Here is a 19,673-nt window from a genome sequence, read left to right on the forward strand (position 1 = left end):
CGAGGGCGTCGTAGAAGGCTTGATCGTGGCACATGAAGTCGAAGGTGCTCACGTGGTGTCGAGCGCCGTGGCCCGGAGAAGCGGTGACAGGTCGGGCAGATTCTCGACGCCCCAGGCGAGGGAGAGGATCTCCTCGCGTTGGGCTTCGGGGGCGAGGGCTCGCAGCAGGCCGTGGAACTTCTCCTCGAACTGCTCGTCGGTCATCGCCACTCGCCCTCCACCGGGGGCGTCACGAACCTCCTCCGTCAGCACCTCACCTGAAGTGAGCGTGACGGCCACCCGGTTGGGGATGTACTCGGGAAAGATCTCGGTCAGGGCCGGATCCTCCCGTACCGAGATGCGTTGCATCAGGGTCAGAGCCGCTGGATCCCTGATCGCCTCGTCGCTGTAGGACTCGATGGTGATCGCGCCGTCCAGCAGCGCCCGGGCCACGGTGTACGGGAGGCTGTGGTCAGCGGTCTCTCGCGTAGTGGGCTTCCACTTCTCGGGGTCCTTGCCCAGGAACTTGTAGCCGACGTGGGTCGTGTCGACCTGCACGGAGTCGATGGCGTCAAGGTCCGCGATCCTGTCCCGCACCGAGACCGCAGCCCAGACCGCGGTCTGCATCTCCCCGTTCGTCGGCAGCATCTTGGTCAGTGTCCGTGAAATGGCATAGGACTGATTGTCCCGGTTCCCGAACTCGCCGACATCGAGGGAGAAGATGCCGGTGATCTGGTTCATGAATCCCATCTCACCTTCGAAGATCGGCGAGGGGCCGGTGAAGTCGTGCTTGGCGAGCTCCGCCGCGACAATGCCGTTCCGTGCGGCGTTGGGGGCGGAGCACCCCTTCCACTGGGAGAGGTTTCCGGACCGCACCTGCCGTAGGGCGATGTGGCTGTTCACGGCTATGTTGATCGCCTCGGTCAGCTGTTGCTGCGAGAGCCCCATCAGCCGGCCGGCCGCAACGGCCGAGGACACAAGCACGAAGTTGACGTGGTCCCACCCTCCGCTGTGGAGGTTGGCTGCGTCCTGGAACCTGCACTGCATCTCGTAGGCGAGGACGATCGCGAGGATGAGGTCCTCTCCGGACGCCTTCTGGGACTCGCCGACGGCCAGACAGACCGGGATGTTGTCACTGGGGTGCCCGACCTCCTTGCCGATGTAGCCGTCGTTGAAGTCGAAGTAGCGCACCATCGTCCCCGTGACGAACGCGGCGATGTCCGCGGTGGTGGTCTGCCTGGTTCCCAGAATGGTGGCTGCCGTGGAGGGGTGGGCCTCGGCGAAGGCCCGGCCGTTCCGCGAGGGCGGCGCGTGGAAGGCGCCGAGTCCGCAGCCGAGGCTGTCGACGAGGCGCTGCTTGGTCGTGTGGATGGCGTGCGGGCTGAGATCGGAGTAACGCAAGGACGTGGCGTACGAACTGAGTTCATCGGCGAGAGCCATGGGGTGGTCTCCTTCGGGCGGGACGACGGAGAGCTGCGGCCGTCGCTCTGTTTCGCTCCTGCTGTTTGCTATAGCTTTAGGGGTGGGAATGAAAACTCGTGAGCTGTAGCCTATTTGCTACAGCAGTGCTGTCAACAGAGCTTTGTGGTCACGGCTCCATGCCCTTGGAAGGCCGCAGAGCAACGTCGGCAGCTCCGCCTGGCTTTGCGTACCCGGCGCAGTGATCATCCTGCGGCAGCGTCCGAATGCACCCTGAAACTGCGTCGGCCTCGGATGACGCATCCACCGACGCACCAGCAAGGAGTGACACGCCCATGACCCTGTCCGCGTCTTCCACCCCCACAGCACCTGGCGCCCTCCCGGTCATCGGACACGGCCACAGACTGGCCCGCGACCCTCTGAGTTTCATGCGGTCCCTGCGTGACTACGGCCCCGTCGTCCGGATACGTATCGGTCCCACTCCGGCGTACGTCGTCACCGACCCCGCACTGGCACGGCACGTGCTGGTGACCGACGCTGCCCACTACATCAAGGGCGGGAGAATCTTCGATGCTCTTCGCACGTTCTTCGGCGATGGCATCGCCACGATCGCGGACGGCGATGCCCACCTGCACAACCGGCGTCTGCTCCAGCCGATGTTCAACCGGGCCCACATAGCCGAACGCACGGACCCTATGGTCGAGCGCGTCCGTGCCATGGTCCTTTCCTGGGGCGAAGGCCAGGAACGTGACGTCCATGCGGACATGAACGAGGTCACCCTGGCCGCCTTCCTCGTAGCCTTGTTCGGCACGAATCTTCCCGACCGCCTGGCAACCGAGTTCCCACAGCTCATGCCAGTGATCATGCGAGGGACCATCCGGCGGACGATCCAGCCTCCTTGGGTCACTCGACTGCCGTTGCCCGCCAACCGAACCCACGAACGCAACGTGCGGCGACTGCGTGTGATCGTCGGTCAGGCCATCGACCACGCCCGCGGGTCACACAACGCAGACCCTCTGCCGGCCGCCCCCATGACAAGTGGCTGCCCACACCACGCCCAGCAGGGAAAAGGGCTGCTGCAGGCCCTTCTCACAGCCAAGGACCCCCTCACCCCGCAGCAACTCCAGGACGAGGTCATCACCCTGCTCGTCGGCGCGATCGAGACCTCGGGAACGACGCTGGCCTGGACGCTGTACGAGTTGTCCCAGCATCACGAGATCACAGCGCGCCTGCGAAAGGAACTGGACACCGTATGCGGGCAGCGGCCTGTACGCCACGAGGACCTGGACAGCCTGCCGTACACCCGCCAGGTTCTGCAGGAGGCCATCCGGATGTACGGGCCCGTATGGCTGACCACCCGCCGGACCACTCGCGCCGTCGACCTCGACAGGCACCGGATCCCGGCGGGCGCCGATGTCGTCTGGAGCCCCTACCTCTACCAGCATGACCCTCAGGTCTTCGCTGACCCGGACCGTTTTGACCCGGACCGCTGGGCCCCGGAGCGCGCCAAAGAAGTCCGCGGCTCCTTCCTCGCCTTCGGCGCCGGCCGCCGCCAGTGCATCGGGGAAGCGTTCGCATGGACGGAACTGGTGATCACCCTCGCGACCATCCTGCAGACCTGGTCCGATTTCCGTCTGACGTCACGCGCTCCCCGGCAGCAGGCAGTCATGACTGTCACTCCGGATGTGCTGACCATGGCCTACTACCTCCAGGAGCCGGGGAACTGACCTGCGGTGGCCGATTTCAGAATGCCGAGCTTCGACCTGCCTTTCCCGGTGGAGTGCAATCCGTACCTGGAGCAGGCGTCCCCGGCGATGTGGGCGTGGATCGACACTTACGGCCTGGCGCCGACGGAGAAGGCACGCGCCAGAATGCTGCGCACGGGAGCCGACCTGTCAGGGGCTCATGTGTGGCCTCGTGCCGACCTTGGCATGCTGACCACCGGTCTTCAGTGGCTTGCCCTGACCTTCCGGATCGACGACCAGATGGACGAGGACGGCCTGACGGAAAGGCCGCAAGCACGGGTGGCAGCCATCGACGAGCTCTGCGACATCCTGCGGGGCCAGCCGGCTCCTGGCCCCTCTCCGGTCGCCCGGGCGCTGAGCGACCTGTGGGCCAGGACGTCCGTGGGCCGGCCCATCGCCTGGCGCAACGCCTTCCTCCGGCACTTCCGGGCGTTCCTGCAGTCCTACGCAACGGAAGCCAGTCTCAGTGCCCTGGGGACCACACCCCGCCTGGACGCATACCTCGGCTGGAGGATGTACTCCGTCGGGATGCCCTGGCTGTGGGACCTGGACGAGCTGCGCCTTCCCGTGTTCCTACCCGACTCCGTGCGCATGTGCGGTCCGATGTACAGACTGCGCCGCGCCGGCGCGGTGCACGTCGCTCTGGTCAACGACGTCTTCTCCGTCCACCGCGAAACCCTCGTCGGCTATCAGTACAACGCGGTCACCATCATCCGGGACACACACCACTGCTCTGTGCAGGAAGCCGTGGACCGGGTGGCGGAGCTGGCCGACGCACACGTCCACGCGGTCGTGACAGCACGGCAGGAACTCTCCGAGGAACTCGACAGGCAAGCTGTGCCGCGCCAGATCCGCGCTGCGGCATCCGATTACGCGGACAACATCGCTGCCAACCTGAGCGGGCAACTCCTATGGCACTCTTCGGTCGAGCGGTACGCCGTCGACGACCTCCAGCCTTCCGGCCGCTCCGCGAGCTACCCCGACGACCTGCTTCGCGGGTGACCTCGACTGCCGAACAGCCACGACGCGGGTCATGAGCGGGTGGGGCGCACGTTCGCGATCACGCTGATGCCCGCAGGCCGCAGCTCGAACCGCGATTCGGTTGTCACCCGTCAAGGTTGGTCATCGCTCGGTCGGGTGGCGGTCGAGGCCGGGTCGGGTCCTTCCTCAGGGGCGGCCCCTCTGGGGGGCGGTAACGGGGTGGCGGCGGGAGAAGCCGGGAGTTGAGACGCGGGCGGGTTTACCGAATGCGTGGGACGGTCGGCAGGGCGGACCGGGCTGTCCGGAGTGCTGTTCGTGAGGAAGAGCAATGCGAAGGCAGCAGCGGCAGCCAGACCCAACAGCACGATGACGGCCCGACGAGGGGGAAGCAACGGCCGCCTGGGCACCGTGGGAAGGACGGCAGGCCGCAGGTGTTCCGGGCCAGCGGTGTTGGCCCTGGCTTCCAGGGCGTCGCGCAGTCGTTGCTCGAGCGTCTCGTGGCGTATCTCGCCGAGGCTCATCGTCAGATCTCCGCGAAGTGCCGGCAGCGGGAAGGACAGGAACGGGGCCGATCGGGGTGTTCGGTCATCGAGATATCTCCAGTTGTCTGCCCAGAGCGTTCAGGGCTCGGTTGGCAGTTGACTTGACCGTTCCGCGGGAGACTCCGAGGGTGTCGGCAATCTGTGCTTCGGTGAGATCCGACCAGTAGCGCAGCACCAAGACCTCGCGTTGCCGACGGGTGAGATGCTGCAACGCGTTGATCACTTCCTGATGGGTCTCGGCAAGGAGCACGCTCTGGTCGGCGGACGGGACATGGTGTTGACGCTCAGGAATGTAGGCACGTGCAGTACGGCGGCGGCGCAGAACGGACCGAGCTGAATTCACCACGCTGGTGCGCAAGTACGCTTCGGGATCGTCCAGGCCCGAGAGTCGACGACCGTGGCGGTGCAGGAGCGCTGCGAAGGCGTCCTGTACCACGTCCTCTGCCGTTGGGAGGTCGTCCACCAGAAGCAGTGCCAGCCGCACCAGTGCCAGTCGGCGGTGATGGTAAAGCTCGCTGAAGCCATGTTCTTCCCCGGCTGCCGTCGCACTGAAGGACTCGGCTTTGAACTGCCATGTGCCACGGCCCTTCCGACTCGCCAGTGAACGCAGAGCGAGCCCGTCCCGCGTTCGGCTCATCAGATCCGCTCCGCTGCAGAGCAAGCGGTGCACCGGCCTGCACATGCTCCGCCACCGGATGACCGACGGTGCGGCGGTGGGGATCGTCGCGGTTCTCACATGTCTCCTGGACGTCGCGGTACTGGCCCGTCCGCCCGGAGCCCCGGGCGGACGGGTTGTGCTGCTCGGCCTGAGCCGTGCAGCGTGCATTCACGTGGTGTCGCCGAACGACCTGGAGCCGATCAGCGGGTCAAACGCTGGAGAGCCTCACTCGGCAGGAGTCGCCCGCTGCACCGGCTTGGCGGGCTTCGCGTCCCGCGGGACGTCGGTCTCCGAGCCAGGTACGTAGGGCTTGGCGGGCTTCGCGTCCCGCGGGACGTCGGTCTCCGAGCCCGGCACGTGTGGCTTGGCGGGCGTCTCGGAGCCAGGCACATAGGGCTTGGCGTGCTTCCCGGTGGAAGTGGACTTCATGGGAGTGGCCGCGCGCGCCTTCTGCGCACCGGCGGGAGCATCCTCCGCGGCTGAATCGGCATGCGCCGTGAAGGCTCCACCGAGAGCCAGCGCGGCGCCCACAACCGAGACGCTCAGCGCGGCGCGGACCCGGCCCGGGCGGGAGCTGCGGACAGCAGCGTGACGTACTGACATTTCCAGTCCTCGAATCATCGGTTCGATTTGCTCGGCTGACCGACCGTCAGGGGTGGCTTCCTCTGCGGCGGCCCTCTGCTGGAGGCGCATCCAATCCGACAGACGTCCGAAGGCCCCTGGGGTTGTCGGTCGGGCGAGGCGGATTCGGGGAATTCTCAGTGATCTGCGTCACTGCCATGAGGCCGGTCCACGGGCCGACCGGACGGCGTAGCGAGACGGAGTCCATCTCTGTTCGCGTCGTCCACGGGACCCAGCTCCGGGGCCGTCTTGTGGATCCCAGGCCCCCGGCGACCTCGGGGAACGACCTACCGGTCTCCGTCGTGACTTGCCATGTCGTGGCTTGCTCGTGTGCCGGACACGTTCGCTGCACCGACCGCCGCAGAGACTTCACGCTGAGGGGAGCGGGGCCTCACAGGTGCGGTGCGGCCGTGGAACCAATCTCAGCGGAGCGGCTTTGGCGCTTGGGTCAGCCCCGACCGCATCACGCCAGCCATCGAGGGCGTGGACGCGTGGGATGCGGTGAAAAGAGCTCCGTGGACGGCTGAGGACGCCGCGCGTCTGGCGTAGCGATCGGTATCCGGAGGCCAGGCGTCACGATCTTGGTGGATCAGAAGAGAAACCGCCCCGTGCACGCTGGCGCACAGCAATCTGGCGGTTTCGGTCTTGCTCTTGACCGGTACCCCGGCATCCAGACAGGCTGCCACCTTGTCCCGGAAGTAGCGGAAGCAGGCGTCCTCGTTCTGGCGGCTGGCTTCGGTGGCCTCGCCATCCATCACCAGTCGGTACTGGGAGGGGTGGCGAAGTCCGAATGCGATGTAGGCAATGCAGGTTTCATAGAGCGCCGTCACAGGATCCGAGACCGTTCGGGACACCGCTTCCAACTCGACGAACAATGAGCTCCACACGCGCAGGCACGTCGCATGGACGAGTTCCTTCTTCGAGGGGAAGTGGAGATAGACGGCTGGTGGGCTGACTCCCGCACTTGTTGCCACTGCGCGGATCGTAAGGGCGTCGGCGCCACCGCTTTCAAGTAGCTGATCAGCGATGTCGAGAAGCTGGGTTCGGAGCAGACCGCCCTGGCCCTTGGCGGCGCGAACTCGGGGGCCGGTCACGGGCGTCAAGATGTTTTCGGTTTGACGGCGGTCATCACTTGGGTCACCCGGACGCATAGTTCGCCCTCGGCATCATGAATGTCGACCTCGACGACAGCGTTGCGTCCCAAACGCAGGGGGCGAGCTGTCGCAAGGACGCTCGTGCGTGCCGGCCGAAGGAAATGCGTGCTCGACTCCACGGTGGCCGGTGCGGCGCCGGCTGGACCGTTGAGGGCGGCGCAAACGGCGGCACACACATCGGCGAGCCCCATCAACGCCCCTCCGTGGAGGCCGCCGCCCACCGTGGACAGGGAGAGATCGTGCTCCAACCTGGCTTGCACCCTGGCCGCTGTGATCTCCTCGAACACGACTCCGAGCGTCTTGGCATACGGCGCGAGCGCGTAGACGTCTTCGGCTTCAAGTGTGAGCACCGGCTACTCCCAGTGTAGATTAATGCCGATAACTTATCGGCGTTAACTCAGGCCGTCAACCCAGCTGGCTTCTGGTCTCTTCAGGGGCTACGTAACGGAGTTGAGGCAGTGTGACCTCCGCTCAGTCTCGGCCCCCAGGGCAGAGCTGCGCGCGCACCCATTCAGGATCGGGGTTGGTGTGCGGCCGGCCCGCTACGACGACAGTCGGCACTGTCTCATTGCCGGCGTTGGCCGTCCTCACTGCCGCGGCTCCTGCCGGGTCACGCCAGATGTTGACCCAATGCAACTGGCGGGCGCTGCGGCCCAGCCGGATGCGCAGTCGGTCCAAGCGCGCATCATGGTGACGCACGCTACCTCTGCACACCACGGTCCGGGGACCGGCGGATCAACCGCTGCCACCTCTACGAGGACAGCTACGCCGTTGCCAAGGCCTACTTCGACGACTGACGGAGCCCAGGCCGGCGGAGCCGCGCACCACCAGGATGTCGTCGGCGTCACCCCGGCCGGCCGCAGGGCAGGCGGGCCCCGGTGCCCATTCCGGCCTTCGGCGGGCGGAACTCACCGGTCTCCCTTCGTCCTTCGGGCGTCCATCCAGGCGCGGATCGCCGACACGGTTGTCTCCGCGTGTTCCCGCATCATCGTCAGATGGTCGCCGGGGACGGCCACGACGTCGTGAGCCGCCGGCCAGGACGTCCGCCAGTCGTCCGCGTCGGCGGAGGTCGCCATGGCGGGCGTGGGCCGCTGCGCGCGCACGAGGAGCGTGGGCGTGGCGATCGGCTCGGGGGACCAGCCGAGGAAGATCCGGTTGTAGGCGCCGATCGCGGCCAGGGTGCTGTCGTCGTCCCCGGTGAAGAGGGGTTGCCGGGTGTCCTGAGGCGGTGGAACGGCCAGGGACAGCAGCCAGTCCTTGTCGCTGTTGTCCGGCGTGATGTGGTAGGTGTCCAGCAGCACCAGACCGGTCGGTGCCCGGCCCGTGTTCTCCAGGTGGTGCGCCACCAGGTGCGCCACATTGCCGCCCGCCGACCGTCCTACGACCACGAAGGGCCGGTCCCCGACGTGCCGCAGCACGTTCTCGGCATGCGTACGCGCCAGCGCGGCGCGGTCCTGCGGTACGGCGGCCCCGGCGCCGATACCGGGGTGCGGGAACTCCAGGACCTCCAAGGCATCCAAGGCATCCAAGGTCTCGGGGTCGTCCTGGAAAGCGCGGTGGAACCGGGGGAAGTCTCCGCCGTCCGTCGTGAGCGACGGCTGGTAGGCCGGGAAGTAGACGACCGTCGGCCTTCCGGAGCCGGAGCCGGAGCCGGAGTCGGAGTCGGAGTCGGAGCCGCCGGGGGAGCGGCGGATCGGGGACAGTGCGTGCTCGCGGCCCTGGGCGGCCGTGAAGGTGGGCAGCGCCCAGGACGCGGTGACGAGCAGGTGCATCGCCGCCACAGGCTGTCCGGCGGCACTGACCGCCCGGAACAGCGAGGAGAGGGTGTACGCGGGCCGCTCGGGCCCCGTGGGCCCTGCGCCCTCGGCGGCTCCTGCGGCCTCGGGGGCGGCCGTGGTGGCCGCGGCGGCCGGTTCGCCGTCCAGCAGGCCCAGCAGGTGGCGTGCCAGTTTCTCGGCCGTGCGGTGCTCGAACACCACCGCGGCCGACAGCCGTAGCTTCAGCCCCATGCTCAGCCGGTTGCGGAGCTGCACGGCCGTGAGGGAGTCGAACCCCAGGTCGGTGAGGGATTTGCCGACCGGGAGCGCGTCGGCGTGCGGGTAGCCGAGCACCGCGGCCACGTCGGCCCGCAGCAACTCCACGAGCGCCGCCTCCCGTTCGCCCGGGTGCATGTCGGCGAGCCGCTTCCGCCAGGCTCCCGGCACCGGCATCTGCCCAGGGGAGCCGGCGGAGCCGCCCGAGGCCGTCGCCGCGGCGGGCGGCCGGTGCTGCCGGACGAGTCCGCGCAACGGCGGTGGCAGGTGCCCCGCACCGGACCGAAGCGCCGCCCGGTCCAGCAGGATCGGTGCCAGGACCGGCTCCGTCGAGCGCAGTCCGGCATCGAACAGGGCCATGCCCTGCTGTGTGGACAGCGGCACGAGCACGTCACGTGACTGTGGGTGCTGTGGGGGCTGCCCCACCGCCATGCCGTCGGCGTGCTCCCACGGGCCCCACGCCAGCGAGACCGCCGGCAGTCCCTGGGCGGCGCGGCGGTGGGCGAGGGCATCGAGGAACGAGTTCGCGGCCGCGTAATTGCCCTGGCCCGGCCGGCCCAGCAGACCGGAGACCGAGGAGAACAGGACGAACGCCGAAAGACCCATGTCCCGGGTCAGTTCGTGCAGGTTCCAGGCCGCGTCGGTCTTCGGCCGCAATACGGCCGCCAGCCGCTCGGGGGTCAGCGAGTCCAGCACGCCGTCGTCCAGAACCCCGGCGGCGTGCACCAGCGCGGTCAACGGCGGCTCACAGCGCTTGACCACCTTGGCCAGCGCGGCACGGTCGGCCGCGTCACAGGCGACGATGCCGACCCGCGCCCCCAACTCCTCCAGGTCGCCGCACAGTTCCGCCGCCCCGGGTGCCTGCGGTCCACGGCGTCCGGTCAGCAGCAGATGCCGTACTCCGTGTTGGGCGACCAGATGGCGTGCCAGCTCCGCGCCCAGCGCGCCGGTGCCTCCGGTGATCAGCACCGTACCGTCCGGGTCGAAGGCAGCCCCCGAGCCCGAGGCACCACCCGCGGCGGCCAGTCGCGGAACCGTCACCTGCCCGTCTCGCACCCGGAGTTGCGGCTCGCCGGTGGCGACGGCCGACGGCAGCATCCGCAGCGACTCGGGTCGCCCGTCGACATCCACCAGGACGACCCGACCCGGCAGCTCCGACTGCGCCGTGCGCACCAGTCCCCAGACCGCCGCACCCGCCAGGTCCGGCACCGGCCCGGTGGCATCCCGCGTCACCACCACCAGCCGTGAGCCCGCCGCGCCCGGATCGTCCTGCCAGTCCTGGAGCACCTTGAGCACTCGGCGCGTCAACTCGTGAGTGGCGGAGAGCGGATCCGAGCCCGTGGCACGGGCGATGGCCGTGACGGCGACGACTTCGGGATTCAGGCCGCCGGGCAGGAACTCGGCGAGGTTCAGCTCGTCAGGCCCGTGCACTGCCCAGGCGCGCTCATCGGCGTCGCCGGAGCCGTCTCCGGGGAGGTCGTGTGCGGCCCACTCAGGGAACAGCAGGGCCCTTCGTACGATGTCGTCCGTCATGTCGGCCCGGTCTGCCCGGTCTGCCCGGTCGGCCGGGAGTTCCCGGGTGGTCAGCGAGTCCACGCGTGCCACGAGCCTGCCGGACGGGTCGGCCAGCGTCAGCGAGACCGTGTCCGGGCCCGACGACGTCACCCTGACCCGCAACTCCGTGGCGCCCGAGGCGTGCAGGCTCATCCCGCTCCAGGCGAACGGCACCCGGACCGTGCTCGTGTCGGCGGTCCCGGCCAGCAGCGGCGCGTGCAACGCGGCGTCGAACAGCGCCGGGTGGAGTTCGAAGCGGCCCGCTTCCGACGCGTGCGAGGCGGGCAGCCGGACCTCCGCGAAGACGTCGTCGCCGCGCCGCCAGACCGCGCCGACCCCCTGGAAGGCAGGCCCGTAGGCGAGTCCGGCGTCGGCGAGGGCGGCGTACGCGCCGGTGAGATCGACCGCCTCGGCGCCCTGGGGCGGCCAGTGGGTCAGATCGTCCCGCGCAGTGCGACCTCGGCCCAGTTGCCCGGAGGCGTTCCGGATCCACGAGGCGTCCGCAGCGGGCTCCTCCGGCCGGGAGTAGACGTCGACCGGCCGTCGGCCCGAGTCGTCGTCCCGCGCACCCACCACGACCTGGACCCGCACCCCCGCGGAACCGGGCAGGGCGAGCGGCGACAGCACCACGAGTTCGTCGACCGCGCCGCAGCCCACCTCCTCGCCCGCCCGCAGGGCCATCTCCACGAACACCGTCGCCGGCACGATGACCCGCCCGGCGACGACATGGTCCGCGAGCCACGGGTGGGTCGCGAGGGACAACAGCCCGGTCAGCACCGTCCGCTCGGTGCCCGGCACCGGGAACGCCGCGCTCAGCAGGGTCTCGGCGCCGGCCGCCGTCGGTCGCGGCGCGTCAAGCCAGTACCGCTGCCGCTGGAAGGCGTACGTCGGCAGGTCCACGCGGCGCGCGCCGGAACCCGCGTACACCGCCGCCCAGTCGACCGCCGCCCCGGCCACCTGCAGCCGCGCCACGGCCGACAGGAGCGTCTCAGGTTCGTACGCACCGCCTCGTGTGGCCACGGCGAGCACGGGGCCCCTTGTGGGCGCGTCGGCCAGACAGTCGGTGGCCGCCGCAGTGAGTACCGGCCCGGGACCGAGCTCCAGGTAGGCGGAGACCCCGTCGTCCGCCAGCCGGCGCACGGCGTCGGCGAAGCGCACGGGCAGCCGGGCGTGCCGCGCCCAGTACTCGGGCGAGCACAGTTCCGAGGGCTCGGCGAGTCGGCCCGTCACGGTGGAGACGATCGGGATGCGCGGCGGCCGGAAGGTCAACTCCCGCGCTACGGAAAGGAATTCTTCGAGCATCGGCGCCACCAGGGGCGAGTGGAAGGCGTGACTCACCCGCAGCCGTACGGCCCTGCGGCCGCGCGCCTCGAAGCCGGCCGCGACCGCGAGCACCGCGTCCTCCGCGCCCGAGATCACCACCGAACGAGGCCCGTTGACGGACGCGACGGCCACCTGTGCCGTCTGAGCCACCTCCGCCACCTGCGCCTCGGACTCGGCGAGTGCCGCGACGACTTCCTCCTCGCTCCCGTCCAACGCCACCATCGCGCCGCCGTCGGGCAAGGCCTGCATCAGCCGGCCGCGAGCGGCGACGAGCGTCGCAGCGTCGGGCAGGTCGAGTACGCCGGCCACATGCGCGGCCGTCAGCTCGCCGACGGAGTGGCCCACGAGGCGGTCGGCTCGCACGCCCCACGACTCGAGCAGCCGGAACAGCGCCACCTCGAAGGTGAACAGTCCGGCCTGGGCGAAGTCCGTACGGTCGACAAGAGCCGCTTCCGGCGAGCCCGGCTCGGCCGACAGCACCGCGCTCAGCGGCTGGGGGAGACGGTCGTCCAGATACCGGCAGACCTCGTCGAAGGCGTCGGCGAAGACGGGGAAGGCGGCGCGCAGTTCGGCGCCCATCCGGGGGCGCTGGGCGCCTTGTCCGGTGAACAGGAAGGCCGTACGGATCTCCGGGTCCGCGAGTCCTCGTACGACTCCCGGTGTATCCCGGCCCTGCGCGAACGCGTTCAGTGCGTTCAGCGTCCGGGTTCGGTCGCCGGCCGGGACGAGCGCGCGATGGGTGAGGGCGGGGCGCGACACCGCCAACGAGTAGGCGACGTCGGTCGGCGACAGGCCCGGCCGGTTCGCCACCTCGGCCGCGAGCCGGCCGGCCTGGGCGCGCAGGGCGGTCTCGTCGGCGGCGGAGAGCAGCCACGGAACGGGCGGCGCCGCGGCTGTCTCCGGGGAGTCCGTCGCGTCCTGGGAGGCTGCCACCTCCGGGCAGCCCGCCGCCTCCGGGGAGCCCGCCGCCTTCGGAGAGGCTGCCGCACCTGGGGAGCCCGCCACACCCGGGGAGCCCGCAGCCTCCGGAGAGGCTGCCGCACCCGGAGACACCGCCCCACTCGGAGACACCGCCCCACTCGGAGACACCGCCCCACTCGGAGACACCGCCCCACCCGGGGAGACCACCGCACCCGGGGAGCCCGCCGCACCCTGAGAGCCCGCCGCCTTCGGAGAGCCCGCCGCCTTCGGAGAGGCTGCCGCCTCCGGAGAGACCACCGCACCTGGGGAGCCCGCCGCACCCTGAGAGACCGCCGACTCCCATGCGGCCACACTCTCCTTCTCCGGCGCCTCTTCCAGAATCACGTGCGCGTTGGTCCCGCCGATCCCGAAGGCCGAGACCCCCGCCCTCCGCGGCCGGTCCGAGGCCGGCCAGGGCCGTGGGGTCGTCAGCAGTTCCACGCGGCCGGCGGACCAGTCGACGTGCGGTGTCGGCGAGTCGGCGTGCAGCGTTCGGGGCAGCTCGCCGTGCCGCATGGCCTGCACCATCTTGATGACGCCGGCGACTCCGGCCGCCGCTTGCGTGTGCCCCAGGTTGGACTTGACCGACCCTAGCCACAGCGGCTGCTCCCGCCCCTGTCCGTATGTGGCCAGGAGGGCCTGCGCCTCGATGGGGTCGCCCAGCCGGGTGCCCGTACCGTGGGCCTCCACCGCGTCCACGTCACCGGCGCGCAGCCCCGCGTCCGCCAGCGCCCGTGTGATCAGCCGCCGCTGGGCCGGCCCATGGGGCGCGGCGAGCCCGTTGGACGCGCCGTCGGAGTTCACGGCGGAGCCGCGGAGTACGGCCAGGACCGGGTGACCGTTGCGCCGAGCGTCGGACAACCGCTCCAGAAGGACGAGACCCACGCCCTCGCCCCAGGCCGTACCGTCGGCCGCCGCCGAGAATGACTTGCAGCGCCCGTCCGGCGACAGCCCGCGCTGCCGGCTGAACGCGAGGAACGGCTTGGGCGTCGCCATCACCGTGACCCCGCCGGCCAGCGCAAGCGAGCACTCACCCGAACGCAGCGCCCGCGCCGCCCAGTGCAGCGCCACCAGGGAGGACGAGCAGGCCGTGTCGACCGTGATCGCGGGACCGCGCAGGCCGTACACGTACGAGATCCGCCCCGAGGCCACGCTGCCCGCCGAGCCCAGTCCCAGGTGCGCCTCCAACTCGTGGTAGCGGGTGGTGAACCGGGTCGAGTAGTCGGCGTACATCACGCCCACGAACACGCCGGTGTCGCTCTCGCGCACCGACGCCGGGTCGATCCCGGCCCGCTCCCACACCTCCCAGGAGGTCTCCAGAAGCAGCCGCTGCTGCGGATCCATCGCCAGCGCCTCGCGCGGCGAGATCCCGAACAGCCCGGCATCGAACTCCGCGGCCCGGTGCAGGAATCCGCCGTGTCGCGTGTACGACGTGCCGATCCGGTCGGGGTCGGGGTCGTAGAGGGCGTCCAGGTCCCAGCCGCGGTCGGCCGGGAACTCCGAGATCGCGTCCCGTCCCCGCGACACCAACTCCCAGAGTTCATCGGGGGAGTTGACGTCACCGGGATACCGGCAGCCCATGGCGACGATGACGACGGGATCGTCCTCGGGGGACCGGTCCTGTCCGCCGAACGCCTGCGGCCGCCGCACCGGTTCGCCCTCGAAGAGCGCCGCGCGCAGGTACCGGGTCACCTCGGCCGGCGTCGGGTGGTCGAAGACCAGCGTCGACGGCAGGCTCAGACCGGTCAGCGCGGCGAGCCGGTCCACCAGCTCGACGACGCCTACGGATGTCATGCCGAGATCGGCGAACGGGCTGTCCGCGTCGGGCAGATCGCCCGGGGTGCGCCGGCAGACCTCTGCCGTTTCGGTGAGCACCGTTTCGCGTAGCGCACGCTCCTGGTCGTCGCGTGAGAGGAGCAGGAGCCGGTCACGCAGGACGGTGCCCGCGGCCTCGGTCGCGACCCCCGACGCGGGGGCGACCAGCTCGTGCCGGGCGATCTTGCCGGACGCGGTGCGCGGAACGGCGGCGATCTCGCGGATCTCGGCCGGCACCTTGTAGTCGGCCAGCCGTGCCCGGCACTCGGCGAGCACCTGCCGGACGTCGATCCCGTCCGGACCTGGTACGACGAAGGCGATCGGCACCTCGCCGAGCACGTCGTGCGGCACCCCCACGACCACGGCCTCGGACACGCCGGGACACTGCGACAGGGCCTGCTCGATCTCCGTCGGGTGGATGTTCTCGCCGCCGCGGATGATCAGCTCGCTGACCCGGCCGGTGAGCCGGAGATGGCCGTGCTCGACACGGCGGCCGAGGTCGCCGGTGCGGTACCAGCCGTCCCGGAGCGCGGCCGCCGTCGCCTCGGGCTGCCCGTGGTACCCGGTCATCAGGCTCGGCCCCCGCACCCAGACCTCGCCCTCGGCGCCGTCCGGGACGTCCTCGCCGCTCCGCGGGTCGACGACGCGGACGTCCATGCCCGGGACGGGCGGACCGCAGGAACCGTCGACCCTGGGCCCCTCCGAACGGTTCACCGCGATCATGCCGCAGGTCTCCGTACTGCCGTACGCGTCCAGCAGCGGCGCCCCGAGGGTCTCCTCGACGGCCGCGCGCAACGCGGGGCCGCTCGGGGCGCCGGCCACGACGCACATCCGCAGCGCCGGCGGGGTCTCGCCGTCCGAGTCGAGCATCCGGTGATACGTCGCGGGCACGCCGGCCAGCATGGTGAAGGGCCCGCCGAGTCCCGCGTGCGCGGTGAGCAGTTCCCGCCGCAGACCGCCCGGCGGCAGCAGTTCACCGGCGATCCGGGCGCTCGCGCCCACGGTCGTCACGCCCAGGATCGCCAGCGAGTGGCTGAAGCTGTGGAACAGCGGTAGCGGCCAGAGCAGCCGGTCGTCGGGCGACAGACCGAAGATCGTGGCGTAGCAGGCGGCCACGGACCACAACGCGGCCCGCTGCGTGGACAACACACCTTTGGGCCGGTGCGTGGTGCCGGAGGTGTAGAGCATCCAGGCCGGATCGTCGAGGCCGAGCATGTCGATCTCCGCGGACCCGTCGCCCCCGCCCTCGGCCGCGCTCCGGAACAGTTCGGCGCCGTCCGGGACCGGGCCGCTCCCGGTGACCAGGACGCCCAGACGGTCGTACGGCGGTCCCAGGCGTCGTAACCGTGCGAGGTGCGCGGCGTCGGTGATGACGAACGCGGCGCCGCTGTCCTGGAGGAAGTGGGCCAGCTCGGCGTCGGAGGCCCGCGGATTGAGCGGGACGCCGACCATCCCGGCCCGCAGGACGGCGAGGCAGCCCTCCACCATCTCCACGCAGTTGCCGAGGCAGATCGCGACGCGGTCGCCGCGGCGCGGTCCCGTCCGGGTGAGATACGCGGCCAGCGAGCGCGTGCGCCGCTCCAGCTCGGCGTAGGTGACGCTCCGCGAGGAGTCGGAGTAGGCGACCCGGTGCGCAGCCACCTCGGCGTGCCGCCGTAAATGCTCCGGCACCGGCCGGACGAGCTCGCCACGCCTCATGTCTCCGCCTTCCAGGTCCATCGGGCCGCAACGATGTTGAGCGTAGAGGTTGTCGACCGTCGTGGGGGCTACTCGTACGGCCCGCCGCAGTGGCCTACGGCAGCAAGGAGGTACCCCCATGGCCGGCAACGGAGCACACGTGACCACCGTCGAGAGCCCTGTCCCCGGGCAGGAGCTCTCCGGGATCGTCGGCCACCGCTTCATCTACACCTACGCCAACGGCTGGCAGTACGAGATGTACGTGAAGAACCCGACCACCATCGACTACCGGATCCACTCCGGCATGGTGGGCGGCCGCTGGGTCAAGGACCAGCGGGTCGACCTCGTCCAACTGGACGACGACCACTACAAGATCTCCTGGAACGAGCCCACCGGTACGTCCGTCTCCGTCAACATCATGCCGGGCAAGCGCCGCCTGCACGGCGTGATCTTCTTCCCGCGCTGGGTGGAGGAACACGGCGAACGCACCGTCGTCTACCAGAACGACCACCTCGACGAGATGCGCAAGTACCGCGACGAGGGCCCGACTTACCCGATCTACGTCGTCCCGGAATTCGCGAAGATCACCCTCTTCGAGTACGTCGGCCCCGACGACGAGACGGTCATCGCCGCAGCTCCGGGAGACCTCCCGCAGGGCTGGTCCGACCGCACCAACTGACCGAGGTGTGAGTCTGCGCCGCTCGGCGAAGGCGCGTCAGTGGTGGTGGCCGTGCCGGCCGAGGGTCTCGCCGCGCGCCGGGCATGATCGTCGTGCCGTGGCCGGACCAGACGTCGTGGCCGACGACGGTGTCGCCCCGGTTCGGCAGGCCGGTGAGCAGGTCGAAGTGCTCGGCCCAGGAGCCGCCCATGGTGGGGAAGGGGAACGTCGAGGGGCCGTCCATGCGCTGGTTGGCGCCGTTCATGACGAACCGACGAGCTGCGCCGGGGCCCGTCGAATACGTCAAGGCATCAAGGCATCAAGGCATCACCAACTGGTCTGCCGGGCAAGGGAGACGTTGTTCCGGTCCGTGTCGAACACCCAGGGAGCTTTCGTGTCCGCAACCGACAGGGATGCAGCCGGTGCGCCGGAGAGAGGGGACGACGACACCCCGCTGAGGCGTGCCATAGGCCCCAAACTGCTGATTCTGTTCGTGATCGGTGACATCCTCGGCACCGGCATCTACGCCACCACCGGTCAGGTCGCCGGCAAGGTCGGCGGGGCGCTGTGGCTGCCGTTCGTCATCGGGTTCGTCGTGGCGATCCTGACAGCCGCCTCGTACGTCGAACTCGTCGGCAAGTACCCGAAGGCGGCCGGAGCCGCGCTCTACACCCAGAAGGCGTTCCAGGTCCCGTTCCTGACCTTCATCGTCGCCTTCATGGTCATGTGCTCAGGCCTTTCCTCGGCGAGCGCGGCGGCCCGCGCCTTCAGCGGCGACTACCTGTCCGAGTTCACGGACTTCTTCCCGCCCACCCTCGTCGCGATCCTGTTCATCCTCGCCCTCGCGGCCCTGAACCTGCGAGGCGTGTCGGAGTCCGTGAAGACCAACGTGGTCCTCACCGTGGTCGAACTGACCGGTCTGCTCGTCATCCTCACGATCGGCGCCTGGGCCGTCCTGACCGGTGACGGCGAACCCTCCCGGCTCGGTGAGTTCCAGGCGGAGGGCAGCGGTTACGCGCTGCTCACCAGCGTGCTGGGGGCGACGGCCCTCGGCTTCTTCGCCTTCGTGGGCTTCGAGGACTCCGTCAACATGGCCGAGGAGACGAAGGATCCGGTGCGGACGTTCCCGCGCGCCATCTTCATCGGCGTCGCCGTCACTGGCACCATCTACGTCCTGGTCGCCCTGGTCTCCTCGCTGCTCGTCGACTACCGCGTGCTGGAGGACTCCAGCGGCCCGCTGCTGGAGGTCGTCAAGGCCGGCGGGATCGACTTCCCGCCCAGACTCTTCGCTCTGATCGCGCTGTTCGCGGTCACCAACTCGGCACTGATCAACATCATGATGGCGTCCCGCCTGTGCTACGGCATGGCGAACGAGCGCATCCTGCCGCGTGCCCTGGGCCGCGTACTGCCCCGGCGCCGCACCCCGGTCGTCGGCATCGTCTTCGTCTCGCTCCTCGCCATCGGCCTGGTCTCCACGGGGGAGATCGAGGGCCTCGGCGACACCACGGCCTTCCTCCTGCTGTGCGTCTTCGCCGTGGTCAACATCGCCGTCCTCGTCCTGCGCCGCGACCGCGTCGAGCACCAGCACTTCCGGACGCCGACCGCCCTGCCGGTGCTCGGCGCGATCACCGCCCTGATCCTGGCCAGCCCGTTGTCCGACCGGCCCGCGGAGGTCTACATCCGGGCGGGCGTACTGGTCGCCATCGGCATCGGGCTGTGGGGGCTCAACAAGGTGGTGCTGAAAGTACGTGGCGAGGCGTAAGCAGTACGACTGCCGGGCGGTACGCCCGGAAACGGGCACCGGGCCACCACGGCTCCCGCGCGACGGCGGCGGGAACGTGATGGCCCGGCAGGGGGGTGTTTCAAGGTGGTTCAGGGGAGGGGCCCCGTCAGCGGGTGAACGTGACCCGGTGCTCCTTCAGGGCGCCGCAGTTGGAGCCGTACACCTGCACGTACACGTTCTTGATGCTGCCGCCCCAGTCGACGCAGTGGCCCTTGCCGTAGACGTAGGTCGGTCCGGCGAACGACGTGAAGCGCCCGGCGTCCTCGTGGCTTTCCTCGGTGTCGGGGACGTAGATCCACGCGGACATGTCCACGGCCGTCCCCGGGTTGTTGCGGATGGTCGTGACGCAGTTCTGCCCGTTGGCGGCGTTGTACGTCAGGTAGACGGTGCCCAGGGAACCGACGGCCGCCGAGTTCACCGTCTTGTAGGCGCTGCCGCAGACCTTCTGCGGAGTGGTGTTGGGCGCGGCGGAGGCGGGTGACGCCAGGGCGGTCGTGGTCCCCACCGTCAGCGCCGCCAAGGCCGACGCGGCCAGGACGGAACGGGTGAATCTCATATTTCCCCCTTGCAACTCTTCGAGGTGGTTGCTCCTGCATGATGTGACCCGCCGGGCATTCAAAGGGTTGTGCGTCAGTTCGCAGGAAACCTCGGTGAGTTGGGGGCGCGAGCGCGTGAGAATCCCCTTCGGCCCGCCGGGGGCTGCGGTGACCGCCTGCCGTCTGCGCGCCGGCCGGGGACGGGCTGGCGCTTCCCCGGGCGTGGCGGTGCGCC

At 69.9% G+C, this 19,673-nt stretch carries 11 protein-coding genes and 2 pseudogenes; 4 read left to right on the forward strand and 9 right to left on the reverse strand.

What is annotated here, in order from left to right:
* Window positions 1–48: 48 nt before the first annotated feature.
* On the reverse strand, window positions 49–1,419 hold the full coding sequence (locus CA983_RS00755) for an MmgE/PrpD family protein (protein WP_086598898.1): 1,371 nt from the start codon (window positions 1,417–1,419) through the stop codon (window positions 49–51).
* Window positions 1,420–1,733: 314 nt separating this feature from the next.
* Here CA983_RS00755 and CA983_RS00760 point away from each other — a divergent pair, with 314 nt between their 5' ends.
* Together CA983_RS00760 and CA983_RS00765 are read left to right on the forward strand one after the other, a co-directional pair.
* A complete protein-coding gene (locus CA983_RS00760; RefSeq protein ID WP_086598899.1) occupies window positions 1,734–3,125 on the forward strand; it encodes a cytochrome P450 in 1,392 nt (463 codons plus the stop codon).
* A gap of 6 nt (window positions 3,126–3,131) precedes the next feature.
* A complete protein-coding gene (locus tag CA983_RS00765) occupies window positions 3,132–4,145 on the forward strand; it encodes a terpene synthase family protein (protein WP_086598900.1) in 1,014 nt (337 codons plus the stop codon).
* Between the two features lie 564 nt (window positions 4,146–4,709).
* Here the strand turns inward: CA983_RS00765 and CA983_RS00775 are convergent.
* From CA983_RS00775 to CA983_RS44860, 6 genes and pseudogenes are all read right to left on the reverse strand, one after another.
* The gene (locus CA983_RS00775) at window positions 4,710–5,303 is read right to left on the reverse strand and encodes a SigE family RNA polymerase sigma factor (protein ID WP_244206533.1); all 594 of its coding nucleotides are present in this window, start codon (window positions 5,301–5,303) and stop codon (window positions 4,710–4,712) included.
* Window positions 5,304–5,549: 246 nt separating this feature from the next.
* Window positions 5,550–5,753 carry a hypothetical protein gene (locus CA983_RS00780; RefSeq protein WP_143645429.1) on the reverse strand — a complete coding sequence of 68 codons (204 nt, stop codon included), beginning with the start codon at window positions 5,751–5,753 and terminating at the stop codon, window positions 5,550–5,552.
* A gap of 614 nt (window positions 5,754–6,367) precedes the next feature.
* The gene (locus CA983_RS00785) at window positions 6,368–7,039 is read right to left on the reverse strand and encodes a TetR/AcrR family transcriptional regulator (RefSeq protein WP_244206535.1); all 672 of its coding nucleotides are present in this window, start codon (window positions 7,037–7,039) and stop codon (window positions 6,368–6,370) included.
* A 5-nt stretch (window positions 7,040–7,044) separates the two neighbouring features.
* Window positions 7,045–7,449 (reverse strand): PaaI family thioesterase, encoded by a 405-nt coding sequence (locus tag CA983_RS00790; protein WP_086598904.1) that lies wholly within the window; start codon window positions 7,447–7,449, stop codon window positions 7,045–7,047.
* A gap of 121 nt (window positions 7,450–7,570) precedes the next feature.
* A pseudogene (locus CA983_RS47500) lies at window positions 7,571–7,771 on the reverse strand (thioredoxin domain-containing protein); the annotation flags it as partial.
* 236 nt (window positions 7,772–8,007) lie between these two features.
* Window positions 8,008–16,482, reverse strand: a complete 8,475-nt coding sequence (locus CA983_RS44860) for a type I polyketide synthase (RefSeq protein WP_107500185.1) — start codon at window positions 16,480–16,482, stop codon at window positions 8,008–8,010.
* Window positions 16,483–16,600: 118 nt separating this feature from the next.
* On the opposite strand from CA983_RS44860, the gene CA983_RS00810 reads away from it, so the two are divergent.
* Window positions 16,601–17,140, forward strand: a complete 540-nt coding sequence (locus tag CA983_RS00810) for a phenolic acid decarboxylase (RefSeq protein ID WP_086598905.1) — start codon at window positions 16,601–16,603, stop codon at window positions 17,138–17,140.
* Window positions 17,141–17,210: 70 nt separating this feature from the next.
* Here CA983_RS00810 and CA983_RS47505 read toward each other — a convergent pair.
* Window positions 17,211–17,426 (reverse strand): annotated as a pseudogene (locus CA983_RS47505) (LbetaH domain-containing protein); the annotation flags it as partial.
* A gap of 87 nt (window positions 17,427–17,513) precedes the next feature.
* Between CA983_RS47505 and CA983_RS00820 the strand changes: the two are divergent.
* Window positions 17,514–18,881 carry an APC family permease gene (locus CA983_RS00820; RefSeq protein WP_086598906.1) on the forward strand — a complete coding sequence of 456 codons (1,368 nt, stop codon included), beginning with the start codon at window positions 17,514–17,516 and terminating at the stop codon, window positions 18,879–18,881.
* A 127-nt stretch (window positions 18,882–19,008) separates the two neighbouring features.
* Here the strand turns inward: CA983_RS00820 and CA983_RS00825 are convergent, their stop codons facing one another.
* Window positions 19,009–19,458, reverse strand: coding sequence for a spore-associated protein (locus CA983_RS00825; protein WP_086598907.1), 450 nt, complete (start codon window positions 19,456–19,458; stop codon window positions 19,009–19,011).
* Window positions 19,459–19,673 lie beyond the last annotated feature (215 nt).

Origin of the sequence: Streptomyces swartbergensis, assembly GCF_002148965.1 — a bacterium.
Lineage (GTDB): Bacteria > Actinomycetota > Actinomycetes > Streptomycetales > Streptomycetaceae > Streptomyces > Streptomyces swartbergensis.

Excerpts from the sequence above, each read along its gene's own strand:
- CA983_RS00780 (WP_143645429.1), bottom strand. The coding sequence starts at position 5,753 with ATGAAGTCCACTTCCACCGGGAAGCACGCCAAGCCCTATGTGCCTGGC.
- CA983_RS00755 (WP_086598898.1), bottom strand. The coding sequence starts at position 1,419 with ATGGCTCTCGCCGATGAACTCAGTTCGTACGCCACGTCCTTGCGTTAC.
- CA983_RS00760 (WP_086598899.1), top strand. The coding sequence starts at position 1,734 with ATGACCCTGTCCGCGTCTTCCACCCCCACAGCACCTGGCGCCCTCCCG.
- CA983_RS00810 (WP_086598905.1), top strand. The coding sequence starts at position 16,601 with ATGGCCGGCAACGGAGCACACGTGACCACCGTCGAGAGCCCTGTCCCC.
- CA983_RS00775 (WP_244206533.1), bottom strand. The coding sequence starts at position 5,303 with ATGAGCCGAACGCGGGACGGGCTCGCTCTGCGTTCACTGGCGAGTCGG.
- CA983_RS00825 (WP_086598907.1), bottom strand. The coding sequence starts at position 19,458 with ATGAGATTCACCCGTTCCGTCCTGGCCGCGTCGGCCTTGGCGGCGCTG.
- CA983_RS44860 (WP_107500185.1), bottom strand. The coding sequence starts at position 16,482 with ATGAGGCGTGGCGAGCTCGTCCGGCCGGTGCCGGAGCATTTACGGCGG.